Below are 24,492 nucleotides of genomic sequence, written 5' to 3'. Positions count from 1 at the left end.
ATCGCATTATGAGACTTCATTTCCCAGCACACGCAGTGCAATTCGGCGGAACCATTCGATTCCGATTGGTAGCGACTCCTCTTCAATATCGAAGCGTGGATGATGATGCGGTACCGGGTTACTCGCTCCGATAATCATATAGGTCGCCTGGCCTCCATTTTGCTGAACACGGCGCAGCATATAGCTCGCATCCTCACTGCCGGTAGAGTACGCCATCTGTTCCGGTACCGTATGCACCCCGGGAATACCCTGAGCAGCTTCACGAGCCAGCTGCACCATATCCGGATCGCAGGTGATCGGAATCGCGCCGCCGGCAATCTCGATGCTGTAGGTTAGTCCGTGCATACCTGCGCTGTGTTCAACGATCTGCCGCACACGCTCTACCAGCTGACTATTGGTTTCTTCCGACTCCGATCGGGTCTCTACGACCATTCGGGCATGTTCGGGAATAATATTGGCTGCTGTGCCGCCTTCCAGTACACCTACATTAATACGGGTATCCCCGGTGCTATAGCGCGGAATCGCATGAATATTCAGCAGCGCCGTAGCTGCGCCCAGCAGGGCATTTCTGCCTTTTTCCGGATCGGCTCCCGCATGGGAAGCAACGCCGCCAAAATGTACAGATAGCTTGGTCGTTGCCAGATACCCTTCGGTACCGCCATGTACTTGTCCGGTCGGCACATCACAGCCCAGATGCGCGCAAAAGAAGTAATCCACATCATCCAGTATTCCCTTTTCCACCATGGCATAGGCACCCCGCACACCTTCCTCGGCAGGCTGGAAAATGAATTTGATTGTTCCGCGCAGCTCTTGTCCAGCCAGCGCTTCTGCTACACCAAGTCCAATTGTAGTATGACCATCATGGGCACAGGCATGCATATTGCCCTGGAATTGTGAACGGAAACCGCCAGCCTGCGGAGGATGATCGGTATCGGTACTTTCTACAATCGGCAGTGCATCCATATCAAACCGAAACGCAAGCGTAGGTCCGGGCTGTTGCCCCCGTAAAATGCCAACTACAGCGGTATATCCGCCTTTCATCTTTTGCAGGATCTTTGGATCGGCTCCATGCTGCAGCGCACGCTCATATGCGCTATCCAGCACTTCTTGTGCAGGCAATCCCCTGCGGGAAGGTCCATCGATCGCATCCTGTCCATAGATCACTTCATATCCGAGAGCTTGCAGCATCTGTACGACTTTGCAAGCTGTACGAAATTCGGTAAAACCTAGCTCGGGATGCTGATGCAGATCCCGGCGGAGTTCAAGTATGTCTAACATAAGTTGTTCATCTCCTCTATTAAAATTCAAACCATATTCCAAATAATAAATAGCCTGCCTCTAACCATGCATCTCGCCCTGATGATTATCCCTGAAGCTTCGGATATACTCCCGGCCCGATTGGCAGCCCAAGCCAATACCACACTACCAGCAGCAGCGACCAGACCAGCAGGAAAATAATCGGATAAGGCAGTACCAGCGAATAGTAGGTTCCCAGCTTGGCATCCTTTTGGTACCGCTGGAGAAAGCTGAGGAACAAGGGCAGAAATGGAGACATCGGTGCAAAAGGAATAACCGACGAATCCGCTACCCGAAAAATCATCTGGGCAAAAGCCGGATGGAAACCAAGCAGCATGAACATGGGCACAAACACCGGTGCCAGAATCGACCAGATCGCCGATCCGCTGGCAATAAACATGCAGAGCAGCGCAGACAGGAACATTAATCCGAGAAAAGCCGGAATGCCCGCTGTATTGGTCTTTTCCAGCAGATCGGTAAGACCGAGTGCAATAAACTTGCCCATATTGCTCCAGTTAAAAAAGGCTACAAACTGGGACAGTGGGAATACCATTACGATAAAGCCAGCCATGCCTTTCATCGGATCAATCAGCAGCTGCGGAACATCGTTCTGGCTGCGGATCTGACGAGTTGCGATACCATAGGTTACTGCCGCGACGAAGAATAGCAAGATAATAGTAGGAACAATACCCGACATAAATGGAGACGGCACAATCGTTCCGAGCTCCGGATCGCGCAGAATAGCGTTGGATGGCAGTACCAGCAGAGCAATCACAACCAGCGAGATCAAAGTCGCAATTCCACTCGCCAGCAGCCCCTTATTCTGCAGTGGTGTCAATTCTTCCAGACGATCTTCCTGTCCTTTGCTCTGGTACACAGACAGCCGAGGTTCTACAAATTTGTCCGTAATCAGTCCGCCGGTAATGGTCAGCACGATGACAGAGGCCGCCATAAAGAACCAGTTATCCAGCACACTGACATGAACAGCCGGATTGACAGCTGCGGCAGCTTCGGTGCTGATCCCGGACAGCAGTACATCTGTCGTCACAATCAACAGATTGGCAGTGAAACCCGAACCTACACCAGCAATAGCTGCGAGTAGACCGGCTACCGGGTGGCGTCCAACTGCGAGGAACATCAAAGCACCCAGCGGCGGCATGATCACAAGCGCAGCGTCCGAAGAGACATGGCTGAAAAAGGCGATAAACAGCACCATATAACTGGCGTAGCGAGCACTGACACGAGAAGCCATTTTCAGCATCAGCGCCTGCAGCAGGCCGACTTTCTCGGCCAGACCGGCGCCCAGCACGAGTGCCAGAATGGAGCCAAGCGGAGTAAAGCCGCTGAAGTTCTTGATCACATTGGGCAAAATCCACTGGATGCCTTCTTTGCTCAGCAAATTCTTGACCGTTACGGCTTCACCTGTAGACGGATCGACAGCTGATATATGGAGCCAGGATAACACTGCTGTTGCCAGCATCAGAATAATGATCAGGTACACAAACAGCAGAAACGGATTCGGAATTTTGTTACCGACTCTCTCTACCCAACCAAAAATGCCACTTGAATTCGAATTCGTCTTTACCGGTACTCCGTTTGCTCCACTCACAGACCTTCCCCCTATTTAAAGACTATTTAACGATATTTTCGTTTAAATGATTATAGTGAAAGAATTCATATCGAAGCAATACTTATGTAATGTATTTTTACAAAAAGATAAATAAAAATTAATAAATATGCATTTCCGACCTCATTAAAGCATGTATTTACTCTTAATAAAGTATATATGTACTCTGAATTAAGTAGATCTAACATATATATGACTTTGTGTAAGCCTTATCAATATCATGCTTTTCTTTTTTCTACTTCGAATCTCGCTTGCTGTTGTCGTAATATTTGCGCAAAGTCAAAAAAGCCTGACCCTTTTAAAAAGGAAATCAGGCTTTTTCGGACAATCGTTATACTCTTGCTATTGGTTTTGTAATAAAGCTGTTATTTACTGCGTTTGCGAGCTGCAGTTACCCATGCACCGATCGCTGCGATCAAAGCGACGATCGCTACGACCAGAGTTGCAGTCTGCATGCCCGTGCTAGCTGGAGCCGAAGCTGCCGGAGCAGTCGTACTGCCTGCTGCCGGTGTATCTGTAGAGGTTGCCGCAGTATCCACAGCAGCGCCTGTATCCGTACCGGCTGTACCGCTGCCCGCTGTACCTGCTGTGTCATGACCATGATCAGCTGTGGCTGCTGTATCGGCACCCGCGGCACTCACTACCGTCATGGAATGAGGCGTATCACTGCCTTCATCTCCAGTCCATTCGACGATACTACCATCGCTGTAATACTGATACGCATCCCAGTTCAATTCGCTATCTTTGGCAGGATTTTCTCCTACAAAGACAAACTGTTGGAACTGTCCTGCTTCAATACCGCCGCTCTCTGCTTCCCAGGTTACAGCCGTCACTTCGCCGGCATCATTTTTCTCGGTTGTCGTTTTCCAGCCCGGAACTGGCTGATATTGCTTGAAGACCAGGTTTTCCGGTACTTTCAGCGTTACTTTGGTTGTAGGAATTTCTTTTTCCGAAGGTACTTTGATCGTGTATGTCTCCCATGCGCCAGTCATGGATTCAGCTGGTTTGACGGTAACATGCGCACTGGCAACGCCTGCGAACGTTACGAATCCGGCCAATGCAGCAGCCGAAGTAAGTGTAATGATACGGGTAAATACAGATCTCAATTTCATGAGTGAATAAGCCCCTTTGTCTGAGTAATATAGATTGCCTCGCGCCCTGTATGGTACCGAGCATTCCTGTTTATTAACCTACCTTGATGGTAAACTGCACATCCATGCTATCCAGCTTTTTGGTCAGAATATGCATATCGATCTGCCAGCGTCCGTTCATGCTGATCATGGACTTCTTCTGGTACACACCATTTTGTGCATCTGCACTGTTCATCGTGAATTGAGCAGGTGCCATAGCCATATCCATATGCGTCATGGTCACTTCAATCTGTTCTACATCTACGGGCTGTCCTTTGGCATCCTTGACGGTAACGATAAAGTCATTGCTGCCCATCTCCAGCGGCGTTACCTTGAGACTCACATCGTATCCTTCAATCTGCTGGGTCTGAGCGGTAATCTGTTCAGGTTTGACCTTGACCAGCGAGCCGCCCATTGGCGACAGATGCACCAGAATAGCCGCCAGCACCAGAATAACGAATCCGGTCAGCACTTCCCAGATCAGATCCTTGCCCAGCTCCTCTTCCTGCTTGCGGCCTTTGACATAGTTCATACCGGCAAAGGCTGCCATGATCAGGAAGAGCAGGATTTTGCCCAGCAGCGTCAGTCCATACGCTGTCGTAAACAGCGAATTCAGCTCCGGCAAATACACCAGACTGCCATAGATGCCGGTGACCAGCAGTGCAGCTACCGAGACGATCGCCCACCAGGAGAATCGGCGCACGATACTCCAATATACATTACGGCGTTCCTCTCCATGATAGAGCCCTGCAATCTTCGGCAGGAACAAGGCAAGCGCCAACAGCGCGCCACTCCAGACCAGAGCCGACAGCAGATGAATAAAGTCAGCCGCAATCGCAATACCTGCATAAGGTTCTGCATAGGCATGACCGTCAAATGCTTTGGCCAGCAGCGCCGCGATCAGCAGCCCGAATGAAGCCATCCCGATGATTTTGCGAACCTGTGCAGATAAATTGCGCAGTTGCATGATCAGCAGACCTGCAATTCCGAGCAGCGTGAAAATCATCTGCAGCAGCCATACTTTACCGAATACGGTACCCTGCAGAGTCGTCATCACTTCAGCACCTGTACCGGATAAAGGTACATCCGCATCCCAGGCAATCCGTAGCGGCAGCTGGATTAGCAGCGCTGCCAGAGCAATTACACTGCCTGCGATAACAAACCAGCGATAACGGCCGCTCATCATCCAGCCTGTATTCTCCCCGGTGCGCAGACGCTGTGGCAGCAGGAACAACGTCAGACAGAGTGCCCCGAGCAGCATCGCCTGTCCGGCATATTGCAGCCAGCGCATCACGACCAGCATCGGATTCACCGGTTTGTCGCTGATACGGATATCTGTATCGTTAACATCTTTGCCGGCCCCATCGCCCACCTGGAACACGATTCCTCCCTGCACCGGATGTCCGTCACCAGATACCGCTTTCCAGGAAATATTGTAAATGTCTCCGGCCAGCTTCATCGGTACATCCGCTTTGAGCACCGTACCGTCCTTCTCGTCAATCTGCGCCTGGATCGGCTGAATGACCTTGCCGGACGAATCCATCAGCTGAATGCTGTAATAGGCGCGCTGAATATCTTCATTAAAACGAATCTTGATCTGCTGCGGTGACTGCTCCAGCACCTCATTTTGTGAAGGTGAGGATTCCACAACGGCCGAATGTGCCAGCCCCTGTTGCGGGAACAATACGCACATCAGGAGTGCCAAGAGAGCGAGCAGACTGTGCATCATCGTTCTGCCTTTGTGAACGGCACGCTTATTCGATAGCCTTGCTGTATGCAGGGAATCGCTTTCCACATGGCGATAGTGAACAGCAGCCGATGGTGAATGTCCGGCTGACTGCGTGTTCTGTAATTCATCTAATCGTATACTTCTGTTACTCAATCCTTCACCTGCTTTCCGAACGGGCATGGGACCCCAAGTCCATTGCACCTTTCTCATCATAACGGAACATCCTCCGGGGGAAAATGACTACATAGGGCTATATAACCGTCATTCACCGGTTCAAATTTGAATGAATTATGGACGCGGACGCTGATCCGAAGCTAATCCCTGCTCCAGAGCATACCTGGTCAGTTGCACACGGTTCTCCAATTGCAGCTTTTGCAAAATATTTTTGAGATGATTTTTGACGGTCTGCTCGGAGATGACGAGCTCGGCAGCAATCTCCCGATTGGTCATACCGGAAGATACCCATTGCAGAATCTCCCGTTCCCGGCGAGTAAGTGTATCGGCAGCCGGATCACTCTGTGTTTTGCCAAAGGGAAACTCCTGCAAAATACGATGTGCAATCTCCTGACTCATGCCTTCCCGATCAGATGCTACGCTGCGCAGGTATTCCAGCCAGGTCGAAGGGGGTAGACTTTTGAGCAGATACCCCTGTGCACCCTGCTTGATCGCTTCGAACAGATGAGCCGCATCATCCGATACAGTCATCATAATAATTTTTACATACGGAAATCGCAGCTTGATCAGCCGCGTCGTCTCCAGTCCGTCCATTCCTTTCATGGAAATATCCATCAGAATCAGATCCGGCATCCATTTCTCCGTGAATTCCAGTGCTTCCTGCCCACTCGCTGCCGTACCGATCACTTCAAACATCGGCTCTTCCGACAAAATCACACTGGTTGCCTCCCGGGCATGAGCATGATCATCCACGATCAATACACGTACTCTATCCATGTCTGCTGCCTCCTGTCAGTATAAAACGGGTCCAATTCTCTTCTCGCCGAAGCGCAAAAGTCCAGCCTCTTAGTTCGGCTCGCTCCGCGGTAATACGAAGCCCGAATTTGCCCGGGTCTGCCAAATCCTGTTCGTCATATCCGTGTCCATCATCCTGCACGGTCACCTGCCAATCGCTGTCCTGCTGTATACCGGAAATTGTCGCATGTCTTGCTCCTGCATGCTTGTGAATATTAAGCAGTGCTTCCCGAATACAGGCGAGTAGCTCGGCTTGCTCATCCGGACGCAGCAGTCCTTCATCCAGCTGCCAGTCCAGCTCCACTTTGACCCCGGCCAGCGGAATCATCTCGCAGATCCGGTATTCCAGCGAAGTGGCTCCGGCGTCCTCCTGTCGCGGCGAATATTTGAGATTGGCAATTGACTGGCGTACATCATGATTCGCTTCGCTGACGGTACGACTGATATCGTTCAGCATCTTATGCACTTCGGGATCATCGAATCGGCGGCGCGCCTGATCCAGCTTGACACCGAGCAGGAACAGTGATTGCGCCACTCCATCATGCAGCTCCCCGGCGAGCAGCTGCCGCTCTTCCAGCTTGCCCTTGGCAATCCGTTCCTGGTCCAGAGCTGCCTGCGTATGCTCCATCATTGTAAACATCCGGCGCAGCAGTGTAACACTGACAATATAGACAATAACCGGCGACAGCCAGTTCCCCGCTTCCATGGACAGATACGGCATCAGCAGTTGATGCCTTACATACTCCCATAACCCAATTGTAACGGTCGGTAAAAACAAGATGGTCCATTTCATCCAGCGATAAGACATATCATTCTCCTTTATCCGGCTCTAAGATATACATAAATCGACAGGCTGATTTCGCCACTTCAGTATCACTTTGCTGCATCTACTGTTGTATTATCCCATGACTGAACCGTGTATAACCTGTGAACAGTTGAATATTTTGCAAAAAAATTTAGATAAATGATTTGCAATTCACTAGTTGAATGCTTACAATGAGAATGTAGATATGATAATGATTATCATTCCTGATGAATTGATAATACATTGATAATTCCTGAATAAGGAAATCCTGTTACTGCTGCAATGTGCACTTTGTGCCTCATTATATACGCGCTGCTATCCCTGCGCTTTAAAAGGAGACGGAATCTTGATGAACGCAATGACCCAAAAAACCTCACTACAAATCGACGATTATCTCGATCTTCTCAATCTGGCTGTTCATGTGGGTGACCACAGGTGGCAAAAAGAAATTATCCGCAAGCTGGAATATTTGAAAAAGTGCTCTGTCCCTTCCCGCAGCCGCTAGTAATCTGCTGGCTGGTGTACAGACGCATCCATATATGACAAAACCGACCCGGTAAAAGGAGTCGGTTTTTTTGTGTATTTACAAGCTTACTTCTACCTACAATTATATATTCTTATCTACATGTGCCGTTATCTGGCTTAAGATAGCCTGTGCTCCAAGTCGTCTAGCAAACTCTAATGCTGCAATTATGCTGACGGATGGAGGCCTAGCTGGTACTGCTTTGGAGTGACTCCGTATTTTTTGCGAAACAGTCCGATAAAGTGAGAAATATTATCATACTGAAGGCTCATCGCTACCTCGGTAACTGTGTGATGTCGAAGCATTTGGCGGGCTTCTTCCAACTTGCGGTTGGTAATATATTCTCGTGGTGTCAGTCCAGTCAGCTTTTTGAACCGACTTGTAAAATTGGTATGTGACATCTGGTAATGACTGGCCAGATCGCGAATATGATGAATCGTACTGATATGATCATTAATATCGCGGATCGCTTGATGAACCGGATCACTGCGATCCAGCTTCAGCAGCTGCTCCGCTCCCTGTACGTGAAGCAGATGGTAGGTAAGCTCCTGGGCAGCCAGATCAATCAGAAAGCGACGATCCTCATCATGCAGACTGAGATGACGTCGAATCCGCTGAATCGTATGCTGAAGGTCACGGCTCTGATGATTCACCGCACAGCGCAGTATAGTACCGTTATCGATCGTAATAGATGTACACAGTTCTTCCTCCACGACAGGATGCAGCCGTGCAATCAGCTGATCACTCAGTTCAAATACCAGCGCACGGGTCGGTACGGGAATCTGAATTTCAACGCGGGAATGTGCCGGCAGCAGCAGCATTTCACTCCGGTCATGGGTAAAAAAGTTCTCTTTGATGCCGGCGCGTACATTTTTTTGTCCTTCCAGAACCGTACACAGCTTCGGAGACTCATAAGCGGCATAATTTTCGCTATAATTCTCTGGCAGATCATAATACAAAATACGCAGCAAATCCGTCTGATACCCATACTGAAGTTCGTCATAACGGTCAAAGCCATGCAATGCCTGTTCCATAGACTCTCCCTCTTTGAAACCACGAATATTTTACGGCAATAATTGATATTTTTGTATTCGTTATCGGGCTACACTTAATAAAGTAAGTATAACTCAATTGCTTCTAACATCCAACAAGCGAGGTAGATCAGTATGGCAGGTAAAGCAAAATTCATGATGCCCGGTATGAGTCTGATGGGCTCCGGTTCCCTGCAGGATGCCGGTGAGGAAATCCGCAAACTTCAATATCACAAAGCATTGATCGTTACGGACCAACCACTAGTTGATATTGGTATTGCTGGCACAGTAACCGATATGCTGCAACAGATAGGTATTGCCTCAGCGATTTACAGCAGCACACGCCCCAATCCGACTGTTCGCAATGTAAATGAAGGACTGCAGGCATATACCGATAATAGCTGTGACTGTATTATTTCTCTTGGCGGAGGCTCACCGCATGACTGTGCTAAAGGTATTGCCCTGCTCGCGACCAATGGCGGTAGTATTGAAGATTACGAAGGTGTAGATCGTTCTGCACAACCAGCCGCTCCACTGATCGCGATTAATACAACTGCCGGCACCGCTAGTGAAATGACCAAATTCTGCATTATCACTGATGAAGTTCGTCATGTAAAAATGGCTATTGTGGACAAGCATACAACTCCACTAATCGCTGTTAATGATCCGCAGCTGATGATGGCTATGCCCAAGTCACTGACAGCAGCTACCGGTATGGATGCACTAACTCACTCGATTGAAGCTTATGTATCTACCGATGCAACACCGATCACGGATGCCTGTGCACTCAAAGCTATAGAGCTGGTTCGCGATTATTTAGTTCGTGCTGTAGATAACGGACAGGATGCGGAAGCACGTGAACAGATGGCTTATGCCGAGTTCCTGGCCGGTATGGCTTTTAACAATGCAGGTCTTGGCTATGTTCATGCTATGGCCCATCAGCTGGGCGGGTTCTACGATCTGCCTCATGGCGTATGTAATGCTATTTTGCTACCTCATGTAGAACGCTATAATATGCAGGCTGCTGCAGAGCGCCTCACGACCATCGCCCATACGCTTGGTGAGCAGGTCGACTTGTCACGTCCCGAAGAAGGAGCAGAGTTGGCTATTCAGGCAATTGAAAAGCTGGCCCGGCGAGTTGGTATTCCTGCTGGTCTGCAAGAGCTTGGTGTCAAAGCTGAAGACTTTGATACGCTGGCTGCCAATGCCATGAAAGATGCCTGCGGGGTCACTAACCCGATTCAACCTTCCAAGGAAGATGTAATTCATATGTTCGCGAGTGCGATGTAAGACAGGCAGTTCTCTCATTTTCTCCTCTATCCTTGGATCTGCATAATTCTGCAGTATCCAAAAAGCCCGGTGATATGCACCGGGCTTTTTTTGTACAATTTATTTTAATGTGTAAAATGATGTAGGTTTGTACGAAGCAAAACTTTGCTATGGACCGAATATTTATCGTTGCGATTAGAGCAGCGCTTCAATATCCTCTTCAAGATCGTATGGATCGGTTGTAGGTTCAAAGCGTTTGACCACTTCACCGCTGCGGTCAATCAGGAACTTGGTAAAATTCCATTTGATTGAATCGCCCGGCATATACTCCGGATGACGCTCATGCAGCAGAGGCAGCAGGATTCTGGCTACCGAATGCCTCATATCAAAGCCTTCGAATGGCTTGGAATCGGCCAGATACGTAAACAAAGGATGCGCATACTGATCACGTACATCCACCTTTTGGAACATCGGGAATGTAACACCGTAATTCAGCATACAGAAAGCCTGAATTCGTTCATTACCGTCAGGTTCCTGATCAGCAAACTGGTTGGAAGGAAAACCGAGTACAATGAATCCTCTGTCTTTATAACGATCATATAACTTTTGTAAATCTTCAAATTGAAAAGTAAAACCGCATTGACTCGCTGTATTAACGACCAGAATAACCTGATCACGATATTCCTCCAAAGATACTTCCTTACCAGCCATGTTGGTTGCCGCAAATTGATATACACTCATAATTCGTTTTACGTTCTCCTTTGATTACAATAATTTAGTAGCCTATTATATTGTAAGCAATGTAAAACGCATTTGAAACTATAGTCCTAATATATTTTAAAATATTAGAGGTATTAAGAACTATAAAATCAATTATTTTGTCGAATAAGGAATGGATTTACAGGAATTCGTTTATATTGCAGCTTATATTTCTCAAATCGTTACGTTATTCTGTTCTGAAATCTATTCGTTCTGATCGTCACCATGGTCTTCTACATGCGTTCCCATAAAAGGCTTATTTACATAGTAGTACATCATCGACATAAAGACCGAACCACCAATCAGATTGCCGAGTGTTACCGGGATCAGATTATGAATGACGCCAGCGAAATTAATTGTCGATGGATGATCGACCACAAGCGCAATTGCAAAAGTACACATATTGGCAATACTGTGCTCATACCCCGAAATAAAGAAGCAGAATACAAACAGCATCATACAGAATAGCTTCGCCACTTCATTTTTAAGCCCCATTGGAATAAAAAAGGCCAGACAGACGAGCCAGTTACACAAAATAGCCCTGAAAAACAGCTGCGAAGTGGGTGCCTGCATCTTGTGCTCTACCACATTCAACAAAAACGCATTGACCGAGTGATCCGAATAAAGCCCGGTTAGGAAGATCAATAGCGCAAAAGCACAGGCTCCCATAATATTGCCGATATAACTGGTCACCCACATCTTCACTACCTGCAACCAGCGCAGCTTGCGAATCAGTGCTGCATAGGAGTAATAGAACGTATCCCCTGTAAATAGATCCCCTCCGCCCAGCGAGATCAGAATAATCGCCGCACCAAAGGTAAGTGCTGCCATCGGATAGGCAGCAGGCGATTCCACAGCATAAAAGAAATTGCCTGTCTTAAAAGCAACAATAACGCCGAATCCGATAAACATACTTGCCAGCATTGAGCGCGACAGGTAGCGGAGTATGCTCTGTCTGAAGATCATATTCTTTTCCAGTGCCAGCTTCTCCACCTGTTTTAACGATTGTAGTTCCATTCATTCACCATCCTAGTATGAATTCGATTTGATTGACTCCCTGCTTGCCAGGCTGCATCGATGGCTATTCCTGATTGTTCTACAATACCATATCCGCATAACCGTATGATTATGCAGATCGATTTCATTATAGAATTATCTACACGCAAATGCCCTATTTTAACCCGTTTCTTTTAGCCTATCTCCTACTAGACTATAAGACATAGGAACATATTCCTATTCTTCGACAAAATATGACCAAAGTCACTAAAAGCTATTAACTTAGTAAAACAATCTGCCGAAAAGATATTATAAGCAAAAGCAGTCACAAATTGGACACATCATTTTTCTGTAACCAACGATTATGGTGTTTTAACACCTAATCTTGATGATATATAGATGTTATCAGTAATTAATTCATCTCAACGTCGGTTTTTTTATGAAAAAAGTAACATATTTAAGCTCATTTTAATGAACATTTTGTGAAACTGTGTTAATGTAAATTTACAATCAAAATTACGAGGTGACCGAAAATGACAAACCATAGCAAAGTACAGCAACTTCGGGAATTGCTGCCACAAGAACAACAAGGAATTACACGCTACGTTGAACATGCTCTGCAATCGATTGATGAACTGGTTGAAAAACATCGTCAGTATACTGCTTCTCTGGCAATCTACGGTGATCGTATCAACGGTAACGAAGAACGTGTATACCGTGATACCATTTCCGAAATCAAAGCACAGCTGATCGAGACACTGGAAAGAACAGTCGAAGACTTCTCCCATCTGGGTGACAAGAACTGGAGCAAAAACTACAAAGACGGTATCAAGTAAGAACTCTCTTTCCTGCTTGATGCATCAATTATGGTATACACCGACATTCCATGAGATGATGATTAGATATAGCACCTGTACTCTCTATAGCAGCACAGCAAAAAACCGTGGCCCGGGAAGCCACGGTTTTTCTTTTATGTTCTTTATTTGTAATAAGGCGCCATCATCAGATAGACAATTACCCCGGTAGAACTTACATACAGCCAGATCGGCATCGTCCAGCGGACGATTTTTTTGTGCTTGGCAATCTGCATCGTCCATCCCCATACCAGTGCGAACAGTGCCAGCGGTACGATAATCGCAGCCAGGAAACTGTGCGTGATCAGAATGAAGAAGTAAACGGTACGTATAAATCCTTCACCGCCATATTTGGCTGTCTCCGGAGAGAGGTAGTGAAATGTTAGATACGTAACCAGGAACAGCAGTGTTGACGAAAAGGCAGCCAGAATAAATCCCCGGTGCAGCTTAATATTTTTTTTCAAAATCGAGATCAGTGCAGCGACGAGGAAAATGAAAGTAAAGCTGTTAAAAATCGCATTCATCCGCGGCAGCAGTGTAATATCAAATCCAACCGTTCCTTTGTAACCGATAGCCGGTGAGAAAAACAACAGCAAAATGATGACGTTAGCAATTACAGATACGGTAATAATCAGACCTGTAAAGTTCTTGTTGGTCGTTGGCTTGAGATTGCCGGTTTGTGTATCCTTGTCCATGTGTACTCTCCCATCCTTGCGATTCATACTGGGAATATCGAAATATCCTCATTATATTATATTTTAATAAACCGGATAAGGATAAGCGGATTGGTGACAACAGTTTGAACGTTTTGGAATCACACTGGTTTTTAGCTATCTTTGCGCCAGATATCATGATATTCTTCATTGCGCTTGAACTGTGCGAGCGCATAAGAGCACGCCGGGACAACGGTCTTCCCCTGCTCGCGGGCTACATCCACTACACGCTGTATGAGCTGCTGACCGACCTTTTGCCCCCGCAGTTCTTCCGATACAAAAGTATGGTCGATAATGATCGACTGTTCATCATAAGGACCAAAGCCAATCTCTGCTTTGGGCTCTCCATCTACTTCCATTACGAATCCTTTATCATTCTCTACAATGTTTTGCATAATTTTCGCTCCTTCCGAAATAGACAATATATCTTTTTTATCCCCGCAATTCCTCATGACGAAACAATCCGCTATCTGTAGGTTAACGCGATTCCGTTCTTTTCCATCCATTAAAATTCTATATTCTAGAATATAAATTTATTAATTCTTTATATGTAAAATAAATACATTTAGTACTTAGTGCCTATTACCAGATTTTTACTAATGTCGAAATATATATTGAGTCTTAAGTTAACTAACGGAGGTAACCTTTATGAAATGGTTTCATAATTTAAAAACATCAGCCAAGATTATATCTTCATTCATTTTAATCGTGCTGATCTTGATTGCTTTTGGCGTATATAGTCTCCGCAACCTGGAGCAAAGCAGTGAACGCACCAGTCAGATATCCGGCAACAATCTGGTATCCGTACAAAATCTACTCGGCGTACAAGTCTATTACCAGCGTCTGAGAGTCGCTGTGCGTGATCTGAATACTACAACCGACGCTGACAAACAGCAGACCTATCTGGACAAAATGGCTCAATTCAAAACCGGTATTGATACCAATATCAAAGCGTATACATCACTTGCTTCTACACCTGTCGAACAACAAGGACTCCAACAATTCAATGCCGCTTATGCCAAATATATCGAGCTGTATACTCAGGCAACCCGTATGGCACAGGTTCCGGGTGCTGCAGGAACAGCCGCTTTTATCCAGTTCAAAGACAATACCCTCAAACAGGCTGGCGATGAGCTTGGAACGATTCTCGACGGACTGATTGATTACAATGCCAAGCTTGCACAGCAAGCCAGCACAGATGCAACTAGCGATTATCAAAAGGCCCGCACACTAACTATTACTATTCTTGTATTTGCTGTTATCTTCAGTCTCCTGCTAGGCTATTGGATCGCCCATATGATCTCTACACCGCTTAAGAAACTGTCCGCGCTGATCTCTCAATTTGCTGCTGGCGATCTGAGTGGTACATCGGATATTGATACTCGTGATGAAGTAGGCCAGCTGGCTGCTTCTGTTAATACCATGGCAGACAATCTGCGTGATCTGATCGCACGTATCTCCATGTCGTCCCAGAGCGTAGCTGCCGCTTCCCAGGAAATCTCCGCTACTACGGAGGAAATCGCTCATACAAGCAGCACTCAGGCAGAAGCTTCCGCTTCCATTACTGAATTGTTCAAGGAGTTGTCTGCGGCTATCGATTCTGTCGCCCGCAGTGCTACCGAGACGGCAGAGCTGTCCAACCACACTCTGGATATGGCCCATCAAGGTGGACAGGTGGTTGACCAATCCATGATCAGTATGCAAAACATGAATACTTCCATACAACGCCTGGAAGAAGATTCCCAACGGATCGGTGAAATTATCAGCGTAATCGACGATATCTCCAATCAGACCAATCTGCTTGCACTGAACGCCGCCATTGAAGCTGCACGTGCCGGTGAACAAGGCAAAGGCTTTGCTGTTGTTGCCGATGAAGTACGCAAACTGGCCGAACGCAGTATGGATGCTACCAAGCAGATCTCCAGCATTATCAAAATCATGCAGAAAAATACCCAGGATAGTGTATTATCCGTACGACAAAGTGTAGAACAATCGACGCAGACGGGGGATTCTTTCCAAAAAATCATTCGTATGGTGAATGATTCTGCTATTCGTGTCAATGATATCGCAGCGGCCTGTGAACAAGAATCCGCTCAGGCTAACGAGGTCATGTTCTCTGTCGAATCTATTGCTGCTGCCAGCGAAGAATCTGCAGCGGCGGCTCAGGAAACTGCAGCCTCTTCTCAATCCCTCGCCAAGCTGGCTGAGGATCTGAACGACTCTGTATCTATTTTCAAAGTATAAAATCTGTAGAGTCCCTTATCATTCGTCTTATTAAGGCAATATCAAAAAGCCTGTTCGTCTCTGCTATTTCTGATTAACAGAAATAACGGGAATGAACAGGCTTAATTTTTATTCATAGATAAGCAACTACGCGGGACAGCCAATCCTATTGCTATCCTTCCTGGCCACCCTGGTAAATGGTCTCGTCCTGTGGAAGATCTTCCTGTCGACGCTGCTCTTCTGCGAGCAATTCGGCTGCATCATCCTGCGGCTTGTAGCCGATCTCCTGCTCCAGATAGCTGATATCATAATAATTATCCGTATTGGCTGATGTTCCATACAGATTCATATAGGTATGGCGATCATCCGCCTCGATGCAGCAGCGCATTAGCTGCACCATATCCCGTTCCGATATCCAGATATGCGTAGCACGCTGGGAATGGGGACGGTCGTCACCGGGAAAATTACCAATACGTACGTTAAAGGAAGACAACTGATGCTGATCGGCATACAATCTTCCCAGCAGCTCGATATAACATTTACTCAGTCCGTAAATGCTATCTGGACGATAAGGATCGTTCACATCTACCTCTTCACCGACCTTATAGAATCCGGTCGCATGGTTGGAACTGGCGAAGATCAGACGGCGTACACCTTTTTTGCGTGCAGCTTCATACAGATGATAGGCACCACTCACGTTTACCGGCAGCGCCACACCCAGAAAGTCGTCATCATCTTTTTGCCAGCCGATATGGAGAATGGTATCTACGTCCTGCAGCATCTCTTCAATACGATCCGGATCGGTAATATCCAATCGGCGAATCCCCTGCGTCTCGTTCTCTTGTATATCGGTTGCAATCACATCGTACTCTTCCTTCAATCCCTGGTAGAGCGTACTGCCGATGCGGCCGCCAGCTCCTGTAATGAGTAGTTTGCGCTTCATAGTAATCCTCCCTGATCGAGTTGTTGGAGATGATACGCACATTCTTTGAGAATACGATCGACTTCCTGCAGACGCAGCGGCTTGCTGATAAAGTCCTGCATACCTGCACTCAGGCACATCTGACGATCTTCATTACGGGCAAATGCAGTCGTAGCCACAATCACCGGCTGTTCATGCTGCTGCAGTCGATTGCGAATCTCGCTGGTCGCTTCAATCCCATCCATCTCCGGCATCTGGATATCCATAAATATCAGATCGTACGGATTCGTAAGCGCAGCAACGACTGCTTCCCGCCCATTGTAGGCAATATCCGTCTGGTAGCCGAGTTTGCGCAGCATTTCCTGCATCAGCTTCTGATTGACCGGATGATCCTCGGCAACCAGAAGCCGCAGCGGTCCATATTTGCCTGAAGTACCTGTATAAGCCGGCTGCTCGATAGCAACGGTTTCTACAGATTCCGTAGAATAATCCTCCACCACATACTGCAGCGGCAGTACAAAGCGGAAAGTCGCTCCCATGCCTTCTTCACTATCTACACTGATTGTACCGCCCATCAGTTCAATCAGTTTTTTACAGATCGCCAGTCCCAGACCGGTTCCTCCATATTTACGGTTAATTGCCGGATGCAGCTGGGAGAAAGATTGGAATAGCAGCCCCTGCTTATCACTGGAGATCCCGATACCGGTGTCACTAACTTCAAACTCCAGTACACATTCATTGGCACGACGTTCCAGCTGGCGCACCGACAGATTTACACTGCCTTTGTCGGTGAATTTGATGGCATTACTGATCAGATTCACCAGCACCTGGCGCATACGGGAAGCGTCACTGATAATTGTTGTCGGAATCTGGTCTTCGGTCTGGTAATTCAGCTCTATCTTTTTCTCGGCAGCACGTGCAGAGAACAGATCAAATACACTATCCAGCAGTACATTTAGCTGGATCGGCTCATGATCCAGTACCATTCTCCCTGCTTCGATGCGGCTGAAATCCAGAATTTCATTCAGAATATGCAGCAGGGAATCACTGCTATCGCGGATAATATCGATATAGCTGCGCTGTTCTTCATCGAGCGGAGTATCTGCGAGCAGACCAGTCATCCCAATAATGCCATTCATCGGTGTACGAATCTCATGGCTCATAATCGCCAGGAATTCCGACTTGGCACGATCTGCCCGTTCTGCTAGTTCCTTGGCACGAATGATCTGTTTCTCGTTGGTAATATCGTTAAAGACCACTACAGCTCCCTTGCGCTGTCCGCGATCCCAGATCGGTGTAATCCGGTAAGAGACGAGCACGCTAGAGCCGTCCTTGCGCAGGAATATGGCTTCCTGTTCTTCATAGGATATTCCTTCCCGCAGCGCCTGATCGATCGGATTATCTTCCGGCGTATAGGTTGTACCGTCCGCATGAGTCAACTGGAACATATCCAGCAGCAACTGGCCAGCCAGCTCGCGTGTACTGAATCCCAACATCCGGGTTGCTGCCGGGTTGATAAAGGTAGCCCTTCCCTCATTGTCCAGTCCGAAAATACCTTCCGAGACAGAATTGAGGATCAGTGTATATTCGTTACCGAGCTTCTCGATCTGCTCCATATGAAGCTTCATTTCGGTAATATCCGTCGCAATTCCGTATACGCCCACGATTTGCTGATCTACTACAATCGGTAGATTCACTACACTAATACGCCGATATTCGCCGCCTTTGACTACAACCTCGGACTCATAGGATTGCGGCTTACCGCGCAGTGCCTGTTCAAAATGCTCCGCTGTATCGTAGATACTCTCCGGCGCGATAAAGCATTCAAACGATCTGCCGATCAATTCATCTTCCGTTCGGCCCATGAGTACTTCCATCTGGGCATTAATCGTCGTATATCGCCCCTGCGTATCAAATGAAAAGACACTTGCCGGATTATAATCAAACAGCGATTTGTACCGCTGTTCGCTCTCTTGTATTAGTAAAGAAGCCTGGCGACGCTCGGTAATATCCCGGGCAATCGAGATCATTTCCTTGACCTGGCCTTCTTCATCATAAATATAGCGTCCGGATGCTTCCAGCCAGACATATCCACCGGACTGGTGCCGATGACGGTAAATGACCGTCTTGGGCTGTTCGCCAGCCAGATGCAGATTCGTATACTGCTGTACTGCAGCTATATCGTCCCTGTGCACGTAATCCAGGCTATGCTTTCCTTCCAGTTCTTCCGGCGGATAGCCGAGAATACTGTAACAGGCTGGTGAGCAATACAGATAGATAGCATCCTGCACAGAATGGCGGGAAATAAAGTCCAGCGACTGCTCCGAGATCAGTCGGTACTGCCGCTCACTTTGTTTGAGCCGTTCTTCCATTTCGATGCGATCCGTAATATCCTGCGTCATCCCGATAATCTGCACCGGCTGCGATTGGTGATCTACTGTGACATTCCAGTGCGACTGCAAGTAACGAACCGAACCGTCTGCAAGTATGACACGGAAAATATCTTCACCGTTGCTGCCAGTCTGCATGGATTGCCGAAGTTTGGCCTGCAGAGAAGGCAGGTCTTCCGGATGGACAATCTCTCTGACCTTTTCGATAGGTACTTCGGTATGTTCGAAAAGATAGCTGAATAGCTCCTGTGTCTCACTGCCTACTACCACACGATCTGTGGACATATCCCAGTCCCATGAGCCAATATGGGCGATCCGCTGTGCTTCTCGCAGACTGTCTTCATACTTTTTACGCTCATTGACGTTACGTCCAATCCCGAGTACCTTGGTGATCGCGCCTTCGTTGTCACGAACGACCTGGAATGAAATCTCAAACCACAAATAATAGCCTCTTTTGTGCTTGAGACGACGGGTCATCATACCCTGATCCAAATAACCCTGACCACTGGCGATCATCCCCTGCGAATCATCTGCATGGTAATACTGCATCCGGTTTTGGCCGATCATTTCTTCCGGTGTATAGCCCAGGACAGTATAGAAAGAGTCCGATACATAACGCAGAATGCCATCGGGTGTACTGTAAGACACCAGATCATTCGCATGTTCAGTAATCAGCCGATAGATTTCCTGATCCACACCGGACAGGTACGTATGACGATTAACCGGTTCAATAGTCTGAAATTGTGCAATATAATACAGGTTTTGTCCAGCTGCATCCTGCACAATAGACACTTCCACACCGACCTGCAGCATATGGCCGAGACGATGCTTGTAATATTTGCGGGTACAATATGAATGGTTCGGAGAGACAGCTGCTTCCGACGCAATCGTTGGGTATGGATAGGCGATCGGACTTGCCGGGTGAACAAGATCTTCTTCACGCAGTGCATACAGTTCGCTCTCTTCATAGCCAAGCAGCTGACAAAGTGCAGGGTTAACCTGCCTCCATGTGCCATTTTCAGGCTCAATCACTGCAATCCCTATAGAGGCAGCATGAAAAATATGTTCGTAGATCATTCGGTCATGTCCTGATTGATTAATCACATTAGTCCCCTCCAATAACACCATTTGCCCGGATGCTTCTTTGTCTGATTGCTTGCAAGAATGTATTTGTTGTATTTTCTAATCTATATATCTAGTTTATATGTGTGAGATTATATAATGCAGATTACCCTTTTATGGGTTAACCGAATAGCGCTGTAGCGTCTTTCTTACACGAAATGTAGCTATGCTGAAGATCCGTATAATTTTATTTTCCCACTGGTCAAATAAAGAACATAATGAAAAAGACACCGGCGCTGCCATGTGTGCATCACCAGTGTCTTGCGTATGACCTCACTGCCAGACTGACATGCAGCCCAGGCAGAATAGGTTAGACTTTAACCTTCTTGATTGCCTATTGATTAAGATTCGTTGTTGTCGTTGTACTTTTACCTTGACGCATAGCGCCGGAGATATTACGTACCTGATTCATTACTTTGTCGCGAGCACCTTTGTTACGTATCAGATATACAGCACCCAGTCCAATTGTTGTCCACAGAGCTTTTCTTCCAGTCATGATGTTCTTCCTCCTTAGATGTTCAATTGTTTTGCTTTCTTCTTCGCGTTGTTGCTTAACTACAATTTACCCTTCTCTGTAGAAAGTAAACATGCGCGTTTACATTATTCTATTTCTGTATTCTTTTATTAACGAATAGATACTATCCTGCTCATCATAGCAAAGGGCTTCTCAAATAATCAGATAATCCTCGAATCCCCTCTCCTACTACCCGGTTATGATTCCAGATAAAAAAAGGTCTCATCCATGGCTCGCATAGATTCATCCAGAACTTGCGTGTCTGGGCTTCCCAATAATAGTGCAGCCGTGTACAGTTGCCCACCTGCTCCAAACGAAAGACCCCATACCCTTTTAGATCACCGGAAGCTTGCAGACGGATCAGATAAGGAGCCTGCTTCTCAATAACATGAAAATGAAAAGACAGACTGTACCACAGCTTGGTCTTCATATTCATCAGATACTTGTCTCCAATACCGGCAGGATGATCTTGGTCGTTCAACTTGTCAAAAGATACACCCTGCCAGCAGTTAATCTGCTCAAAATGACTGATCAGATGCCATACATCCGATATGTCTGCCTCCAGCAGCCAACTGTCTGTAAACTGATACTTGCCCATCCTCAACCCTCCATGCGTTCATTGCCAGGAATTAGCGGTATATTGTCGTTTCATGGTGAGTGTCTGTTACTTCCGCTTTCAATTGTCTTGCTACGCCATACACGCCTTCGTCCATCACCTTGTCGTGGCTCCATATATATACCGGACGCATCGCCCGGTTTGCGACTCTCAGCAGACGATGATGGATGCGAACTTTCCATTCACACCGAAGCATCGTTGATTGTCCATCATCTGTTTTGCTCATAAAGCAGGTACCGATTCCAGATAGTGGTCCTTCCACTTCCAGGGTAAATTGATCAGGTTTTTGTTTGTCTGTGACTTTGAGCAAAATCGAAAGACGAAACAGCATTTTCGTCTTAAACGTACAGCGGAACGTATCGCCAATGCCTTCCGGACCGCTTCCCTGTTTCACTTTTTCAAAATTCACGTTATCCCAGAAGTCGATGTTCTCGATATGATCAGCCAGTTCCCATAACTGCTCACGGGGTGTGCCGATCGTCCAGCTGCTGACAAACAGATAATGGTGTGTCATATCAAATCATGTCCAGTGGTACTTTGTGCGACGGTGAAGCAAAAGCTCTATCCAGCAGATCCAACTGCTCGGAAGTCAGTTCAATCGCGGCAGCCGCTGCATTGCTCTCGGCATGTTCGCGGCTGGATGCTTTGGGAATCGCCATAATATTACCACTGCGGATACACCACGCCAGCATAATCTGGAATGGATGCGCTCCCTGCTGCTCGGCCACATCCTGCAGCGCCTGATGGGAAAGCAGCTCCCGGCGCAATGTGCCTGCCTGTGCCAGCGGCGAATAGGCCATAATTGGCATCTGATGCTCCTCTTGCCATGGCAGTAAATCCAGTTCAATCCCGCGCGAACCAAGATGGTATAATACCTGATTGGTTGCACAATTTTTGCCGTCAGGCAGACTAAGCAATGCATTCATATCCTCAACATCCAGATTGGATACACCCCAGCGGCGGATTTTGCCCTGCTGAACCAGCTTCTCCATACCTTCCACCGTATCATGCAAAGGAATCTGACCGCGCCAATGCAGTAAATACAGATCCAGATGATCGGTTCCCAGACGCTTCAGGCTATTCTCGCAACTGCTGACCAGACGCTCACCACCTGCATTATGCGGATATACCTTGGATACGAGGAATACGTTATCCCGTCGCCCCTGAATCGCTTCGCCGACCAGTGACTCAGATCGTCCTTCGCCATACATTTCTGCCGTATCAATGACGTTCATTCCCAGCTCCAATCCATATTGAAGTGCCTCGATCTCCTCTGCTCTGCGAGCAGAATCATCTCCCATATTCCACGTCCCCTGCCCGATTGCAGGCAGCTGCGTTCCGTCTTTTAATGTAATATAACGTGTATTGTTCATCGGTGGAAGCTCCTCTCGAATTGGCGGTTATCCTACAGTCTATCTTTCTGTGCCTAAAGTGTGATATATGGATTTTGGTAATATACATATGGTACTCCTTATTTACCCATTAACCGATATAGCCTGTTGGAGAACCGTAAGTGCTATTGAATCCACCGTATTTACGTAGAAATAGCAAAAAGACAGAGACTTCATCTATAGAAGTATCTGTCTTGGGGAGGGTATATCATTAGAATAGGCTTATCTGCTGTCGTCCAGGATAGCTACCTGAATATATTCCAAATCGGTTAATCACTGGAGCTGCTTGAACTGTCCGATGAGTCCGAACTGCTGCTCGATGAATCGCTGGAGCTATCACTACTGGATGAGTCACTTGAACTGTCGCTGCTGTAGTAATCGCTATCCCCACTCGAAGGATCACTGGCATCGTAATAGTCACTGCTGTAATAGTCGTCATAATAGTATTCGACGTAATCTTCTCCATCCTCGGAATGAACGACTTCGTATCGTCCTCTCCAGCGTGCAACTACAGGATATAAATCAAAAATAGCCTCTTCTGCTTCTACCATTTGCCATGCATGCATTAGAAAAGTATGGTTTTCTTCATGTTCGTCAGTCTGCCATTCGATCCATTCCTTATGCCTATCCATAAAAACTTCACCACATTGAAGTACCATACTAGCCTGAATTAAGTACTCCAGCCTTTGCGGATCATCAACATATTGGTATTTCCCGCGCATCAATTGTGTTTTGAACCAGCGAATCTGTGAACAGCGCAGCTGCTTGCGACTGAACGGCAATACATAGATGGGCAGCAAACAGCTGAATATAGTGATTATCGTCAGTATCACATTCGGGTTGTACATAATACCGTATATGATACAGAGGGAACACATACAACCTGCATGGATCAACAGAACATTCCTGGACCAATCCGCCACATATAAAAATATAAGTAACCATCCGAAACCAATAATAATTATGGGCAACATAATCCATACATCTTCTGAGCCGACAAAAACCAGTAAAATACACAGCATCATAGTCGTCAGGCCCCCAAGCAGGACGAACAGTTTTCGGATCCATGTTTTTTCCAGCAGCTTCTTCAGCTTCCATTTACCCTGCAGCTGTTCTCTCCATCCCGCTAGATCTTCATTCAGCTGCCACAACCGTTCTCGATAGAATTGAAGTCGCTCTATATCCTCGGTCTCATTTGGCAAAGGACCGGAAATGTTATGCAGGCGGAACTGGTATCCCTCTTTATTCTGAAATAACCAGTCTACCAAATATTGCTCATCTTCACTTAACTCTGTGTACTCATATTGCTCTGTCAGTGTAAAGCGAAGCTTCCGTACATCTGTCCAATGCTTGGGATGAAGTGATATTGTAATAAGCTCTTTATTATACAGAGACAGCAATCCAGCAAAGATGGCATTGCGATATACTTTGCCTCGATTATAGATCAGATTAAGCTCTAAAATATCATATTTCTCATAGCTTTGCGGATAAATTCGCCCATACAGATAATAACATCCCTTAATGATCCATATAAACATGCAGATAAGCAAACTCAACATAATCAGACAGACCATAATCGTCTCGAACCAAACGGACAGCTCCATGAACCTATC

Annotated in this window: 22 protein-coding genes; 4 read left to right on the top strand and 18 right to left on the bottom strand. The window is 46.9% G+C overall.

Going from position 1 to position 24,492, the window contains the following annotated elements:
- Positions 1–6: 6 nt before the first annotated feature.
- From H065_RS0115525 to H065_RS0115500, 6 genes are all read right to left on the bottom strand, one after another.
- Entirely contained in the window at positions 7–1,278 is a 1,272-nt protein-coding gene (locus H065_RS0115525; RefSeq protein WP_017814002.1) for an amidohydrolase, read from the bottom strand.
- Positions 1,279–1,363: 85 nt separating this feature from the next.
- Positions 1,364–2,905 carry a p-aminobenzoyl-glutamate transporter gene (abgT, locus tag H065_RS0115520; protein WP_017814001.1) on the bottom strand — a complete coding sequence of 514 codons (1,542 nt, stop codon included), beginning with the start codon at positions 2,903–2,905 and terminating at the stop codon, positions 1,364–1,366.
- A gap of 383 nt (positions 2,906–3,288) precedes the next feature.
- Positions 3,289–4,035 (bottom strand): YcnI family copper-binding membrane protein, encoded by a 747-nt coding sequence (locus H065_RS0115515; protein ID WP_017814000.1) that lies wholly within the window; start codon positions 4,033–4,035, stop codon positions 3,289–3,291.
- A gap of 73 nt (positions 4,036–4,108) precedes the next feature.
- Positions 4,109–5,935: a copper resistance CopC/CopD family protein gene (locus tag H065_RS0115510; RefSeq protein ID WP_193746784.1), complete on the bottom strand. Its 1,827-nt coding sequence runs from the start codon at positions 5,933–5,935 to the stop codon at positions 4,109–4,111.
- Positions 5,936–6,070: 135 nt separating this feature from the next.
- Complete coding sequence (locus tag H065_RS0115505; protein WP_017813998.1) at positions 6,071–6,733, bottom strand: response regulator; 663 nt, start codon at positions 6,731–6,733, stop codon at positions 6,071–6,073.
- Entirely contained in the window at positions 6,726–7,559 is an 834-nt protein-coding gene (locus H065_RS0115500) for a sensor histidine kinase (RefSeq protein WP_017813997.1), read from the bottom strand. Before H065_RS0115500 ends, H065_RS0115505 begins: the two co-directional genes overlap by 8 nt.
- Positions 7,560–7,905: 346 nt before the next feature.
- Here H065_RS0115500 and H065_RS27935 point away from each other — a divergent pair, with 346 nt between their 5' ends.
- Positions 7,906–8,061: a hypothetical protein gene (locus H065_RS27935; protein WP_017813996.1), complete on the top strand. Its 156-nt coding sequence runs from the start codon at positions 7,906–7,908 to the stop codon at positions 8,059–8,061.
- 185 nt (positions 8,062–8,246) lie between these two features.
- Here H065_RS27935 and H065_RS0115490 read toward each other — a convergent pair whose 3' ends face one another.
- Complete coding sequence (locus tag H065_RS0115490) at positions 8,247–9,113, bottom strand: helix-turn-helix transcriptional regulator (protein WP_017813995.1); 867 nt, start codon at positions 9,111–9,113, stop codon at positions 8,247–8,249.
- Between the two features lie 132 nt (positions 9,114–9,245).
- On the opposite strand from H065_RS0115490, the gene yiaY reads away from it, so the two are divergent.
- Complete coding sequence (gene yiaY, locus H065_RS0115485) at positions 9,246–10,400, top strand: L-threonine dehydrogenase (RefSeq protein WP_017813994.1); 1,155 nt, start codon at positions 9,246–9,248, stop codon at positions 10,398–10,400.
- 174 nt (positions 10,401–10,574) lie between these two features.
- On the opposite strand, the gene H065_RS0115480 is transcribed toward yiaY, so the two are convergent.
- On the bottom strand, positions 10,575–11,120 hold the full coding sequence (locus H065_RS0115480; protein ID WP_017813993.1) for a glutathione peroxidase: 546 nt from the start codon (positions 11,118–11,120) through the stop codon (positions 10,575–10,577).
- Positions 11,121–11,342: 222 nt separating this feature from the next.
- The gene (locus H065_RS0115475) at positions 11,343–12,155 is read right to left on the bottom strand and encodes a formate/nitrite transporter family protein (RefSeq protein WP_017813992.1); all 813 of its coding nucleotides are present in this window, start codon (positions 12,153–12,155) and stop codon (positions 11,343–11,345) included.
- 512 nt (positions 12,156–12,667) lie between these two features.
- Here H065_RS0115475 and H065_RS0115470 point away from each other — a divergent pair.
- Entirely contained in the window at positions 12,668–12,970 is a 303-nt protein-coding gene (locus H065_RS0115470; RefSeq protein ID WP_017813991.1) for a hypothetical protein, read from the top strand.
- A gap of 143 nt (positions 12,971–13,113) precedes the next feature.
- Here the strand turns inward: H065_RS0115470 and H065_RS0115465 are convergent, their stop codons facing one another.
- Together H065_RS0115465 and H065_RS0115460 are read right to left on the bottom strand one after the other, a co-directional pair.
- Positions 13,114–13,683, bottom strand: a complete 570-nt coding sequence (locus H065_RS0115465) for a DUF420 domain-containing protein (protein WP_017813990.1) — start codon at positions 13,681–13,683, stop codon at positions 13,114–13,116.
- Between the two features lie 131 nt (positions 13,684–13,814).
- Positions 13,815–14,096, bottom strand: coding sequence for a GNAT family N-acetyltransferase (locus H065_RS0115460; protein WP_017813989.1), 282 nt, complete (start codon positions 14,094–14,096; stop codon positions 13,815–13,817).
- Between the two features lie 253 nt (positions 14,097–14,349).
- Here H065_RS0115460 and H065_RS0115455 point away from each other — a divergent pair, with 253 nt between their 5' ends.
- Positions 14,350–15,945: a methyl-accepting chemotaxis protein gene (locus H065_RS0115455; RefSeq protein WP_017813988.1), complete on the top strand. Its 1,596-nt coding sequence runs from the start codon at positions 14,350–14,352 to the stop codon at positions 15,943–15,945.
- 151 nt (positions 15,946–16,096) lie between these two features.
- On the opposite strand, the gene H065_RS0115450 is transcribed toward H065_RS0115455, so the two are convergent.
- From H065_RS0115450 to H065_RS27055, 7 genes are all read right to left on the bottom strand, one after another.
- The gene (locus H065_RS0115450; protein WP_017813987.1) at positions 16,097–16,867 is read right to left on the bottom strand and encodes an NAD-dependent epimerase/dehydratase family protein; all 771 of its coding nucleotides are present in this window, start codon (positions 16,865–16,867) and stop codon (positions 16,097–16,099) included.
- The gene (locus H065_RS0115445; protein ID WP_017813986.1) at positions 16,864–20,340 is read right to left on the bottom strand and encodes a PAS domain S-box protein; all 3,477 of its coding nucleotides are present in this window, start codon (positions 20,338–20,340) and stop codon (positions 16,864–16,866) included. The genes H065_RS0115450 and H065_RS0115445 overlap by 4 nt, the downstream gene beginning before the upstream one ends.
- A gap of 352 nt (positions 20,341–20,692) precedes the next feature.
- Positions 20,693–20,854, bottom strand: a complete 162-nt coding sequence (locus H065_RS27930; protein WP_017813985.1) for a hypothetical protein — start codon at positions 20,852–20,854, stop codon at positions 20,693–20,695.
- Between the two features lie 154 nt (positions 20,855–21,008).
- Positions 21,009–21,470, bottom strand: a complete 462-nt coding sequence (locus tag H065_RS27065) for an SRPBCC family protein (RefSeq protein WP_017813984.1) — start codon at positions 21,468–21,470, stop codon at positions 21,009–21,011.
- 31 nt (positions 21,471–21,501) lie between these two features.
- Complete coding sequence (locus H065_RS27060; RefSeq protein ID WP_017813983.1) at positions 21,502–22,002, bottom strand: SRPBCC family protein; 501 nt, start codon at positions 22,000–22,002, stop codon at positions 21,502–21,504.
- A 1-nt stretch (position 22,003) separates the two neighbouring features.
- Positions 22,004–22,861, bottom strand: coding sequence for an aldo/keto reductase (locus H065_RS0115425; protein ID WP_017813982.1), 858 nt, complete (start codon positions 22,859–22,861; stop codon positions 22,004–22,006).
- 287 nt (positions 22,862–23,148) lie between these two features.
- A complete protein-coding gene (locus H065_RS27055) occupies positions 23,149–24,483 on the bottom strand; it encodes a DUF2207 family protein (RefSeq protein WP_017813981.1) in 1,335 nt (444 codons plus the stop codon).
- Between the last annotated feature and the right edge of the window lie 9 nt (positions 24,484–24,492).

Source organism: Paenibacillus shenyangensis (assembly GCF_000346635.1).
Lineage (GTDB): Bacteria > Bacillota > Bacilli > Paenibacillales > Paenibacillaceae > Saccharibacillus > Saccharibacillus dauci.
The sequence above is the reverse complement of the archived record's forward strand: the minus strand, read 5'-3'. Positions and strand labels throughout refer to the sequence as shown.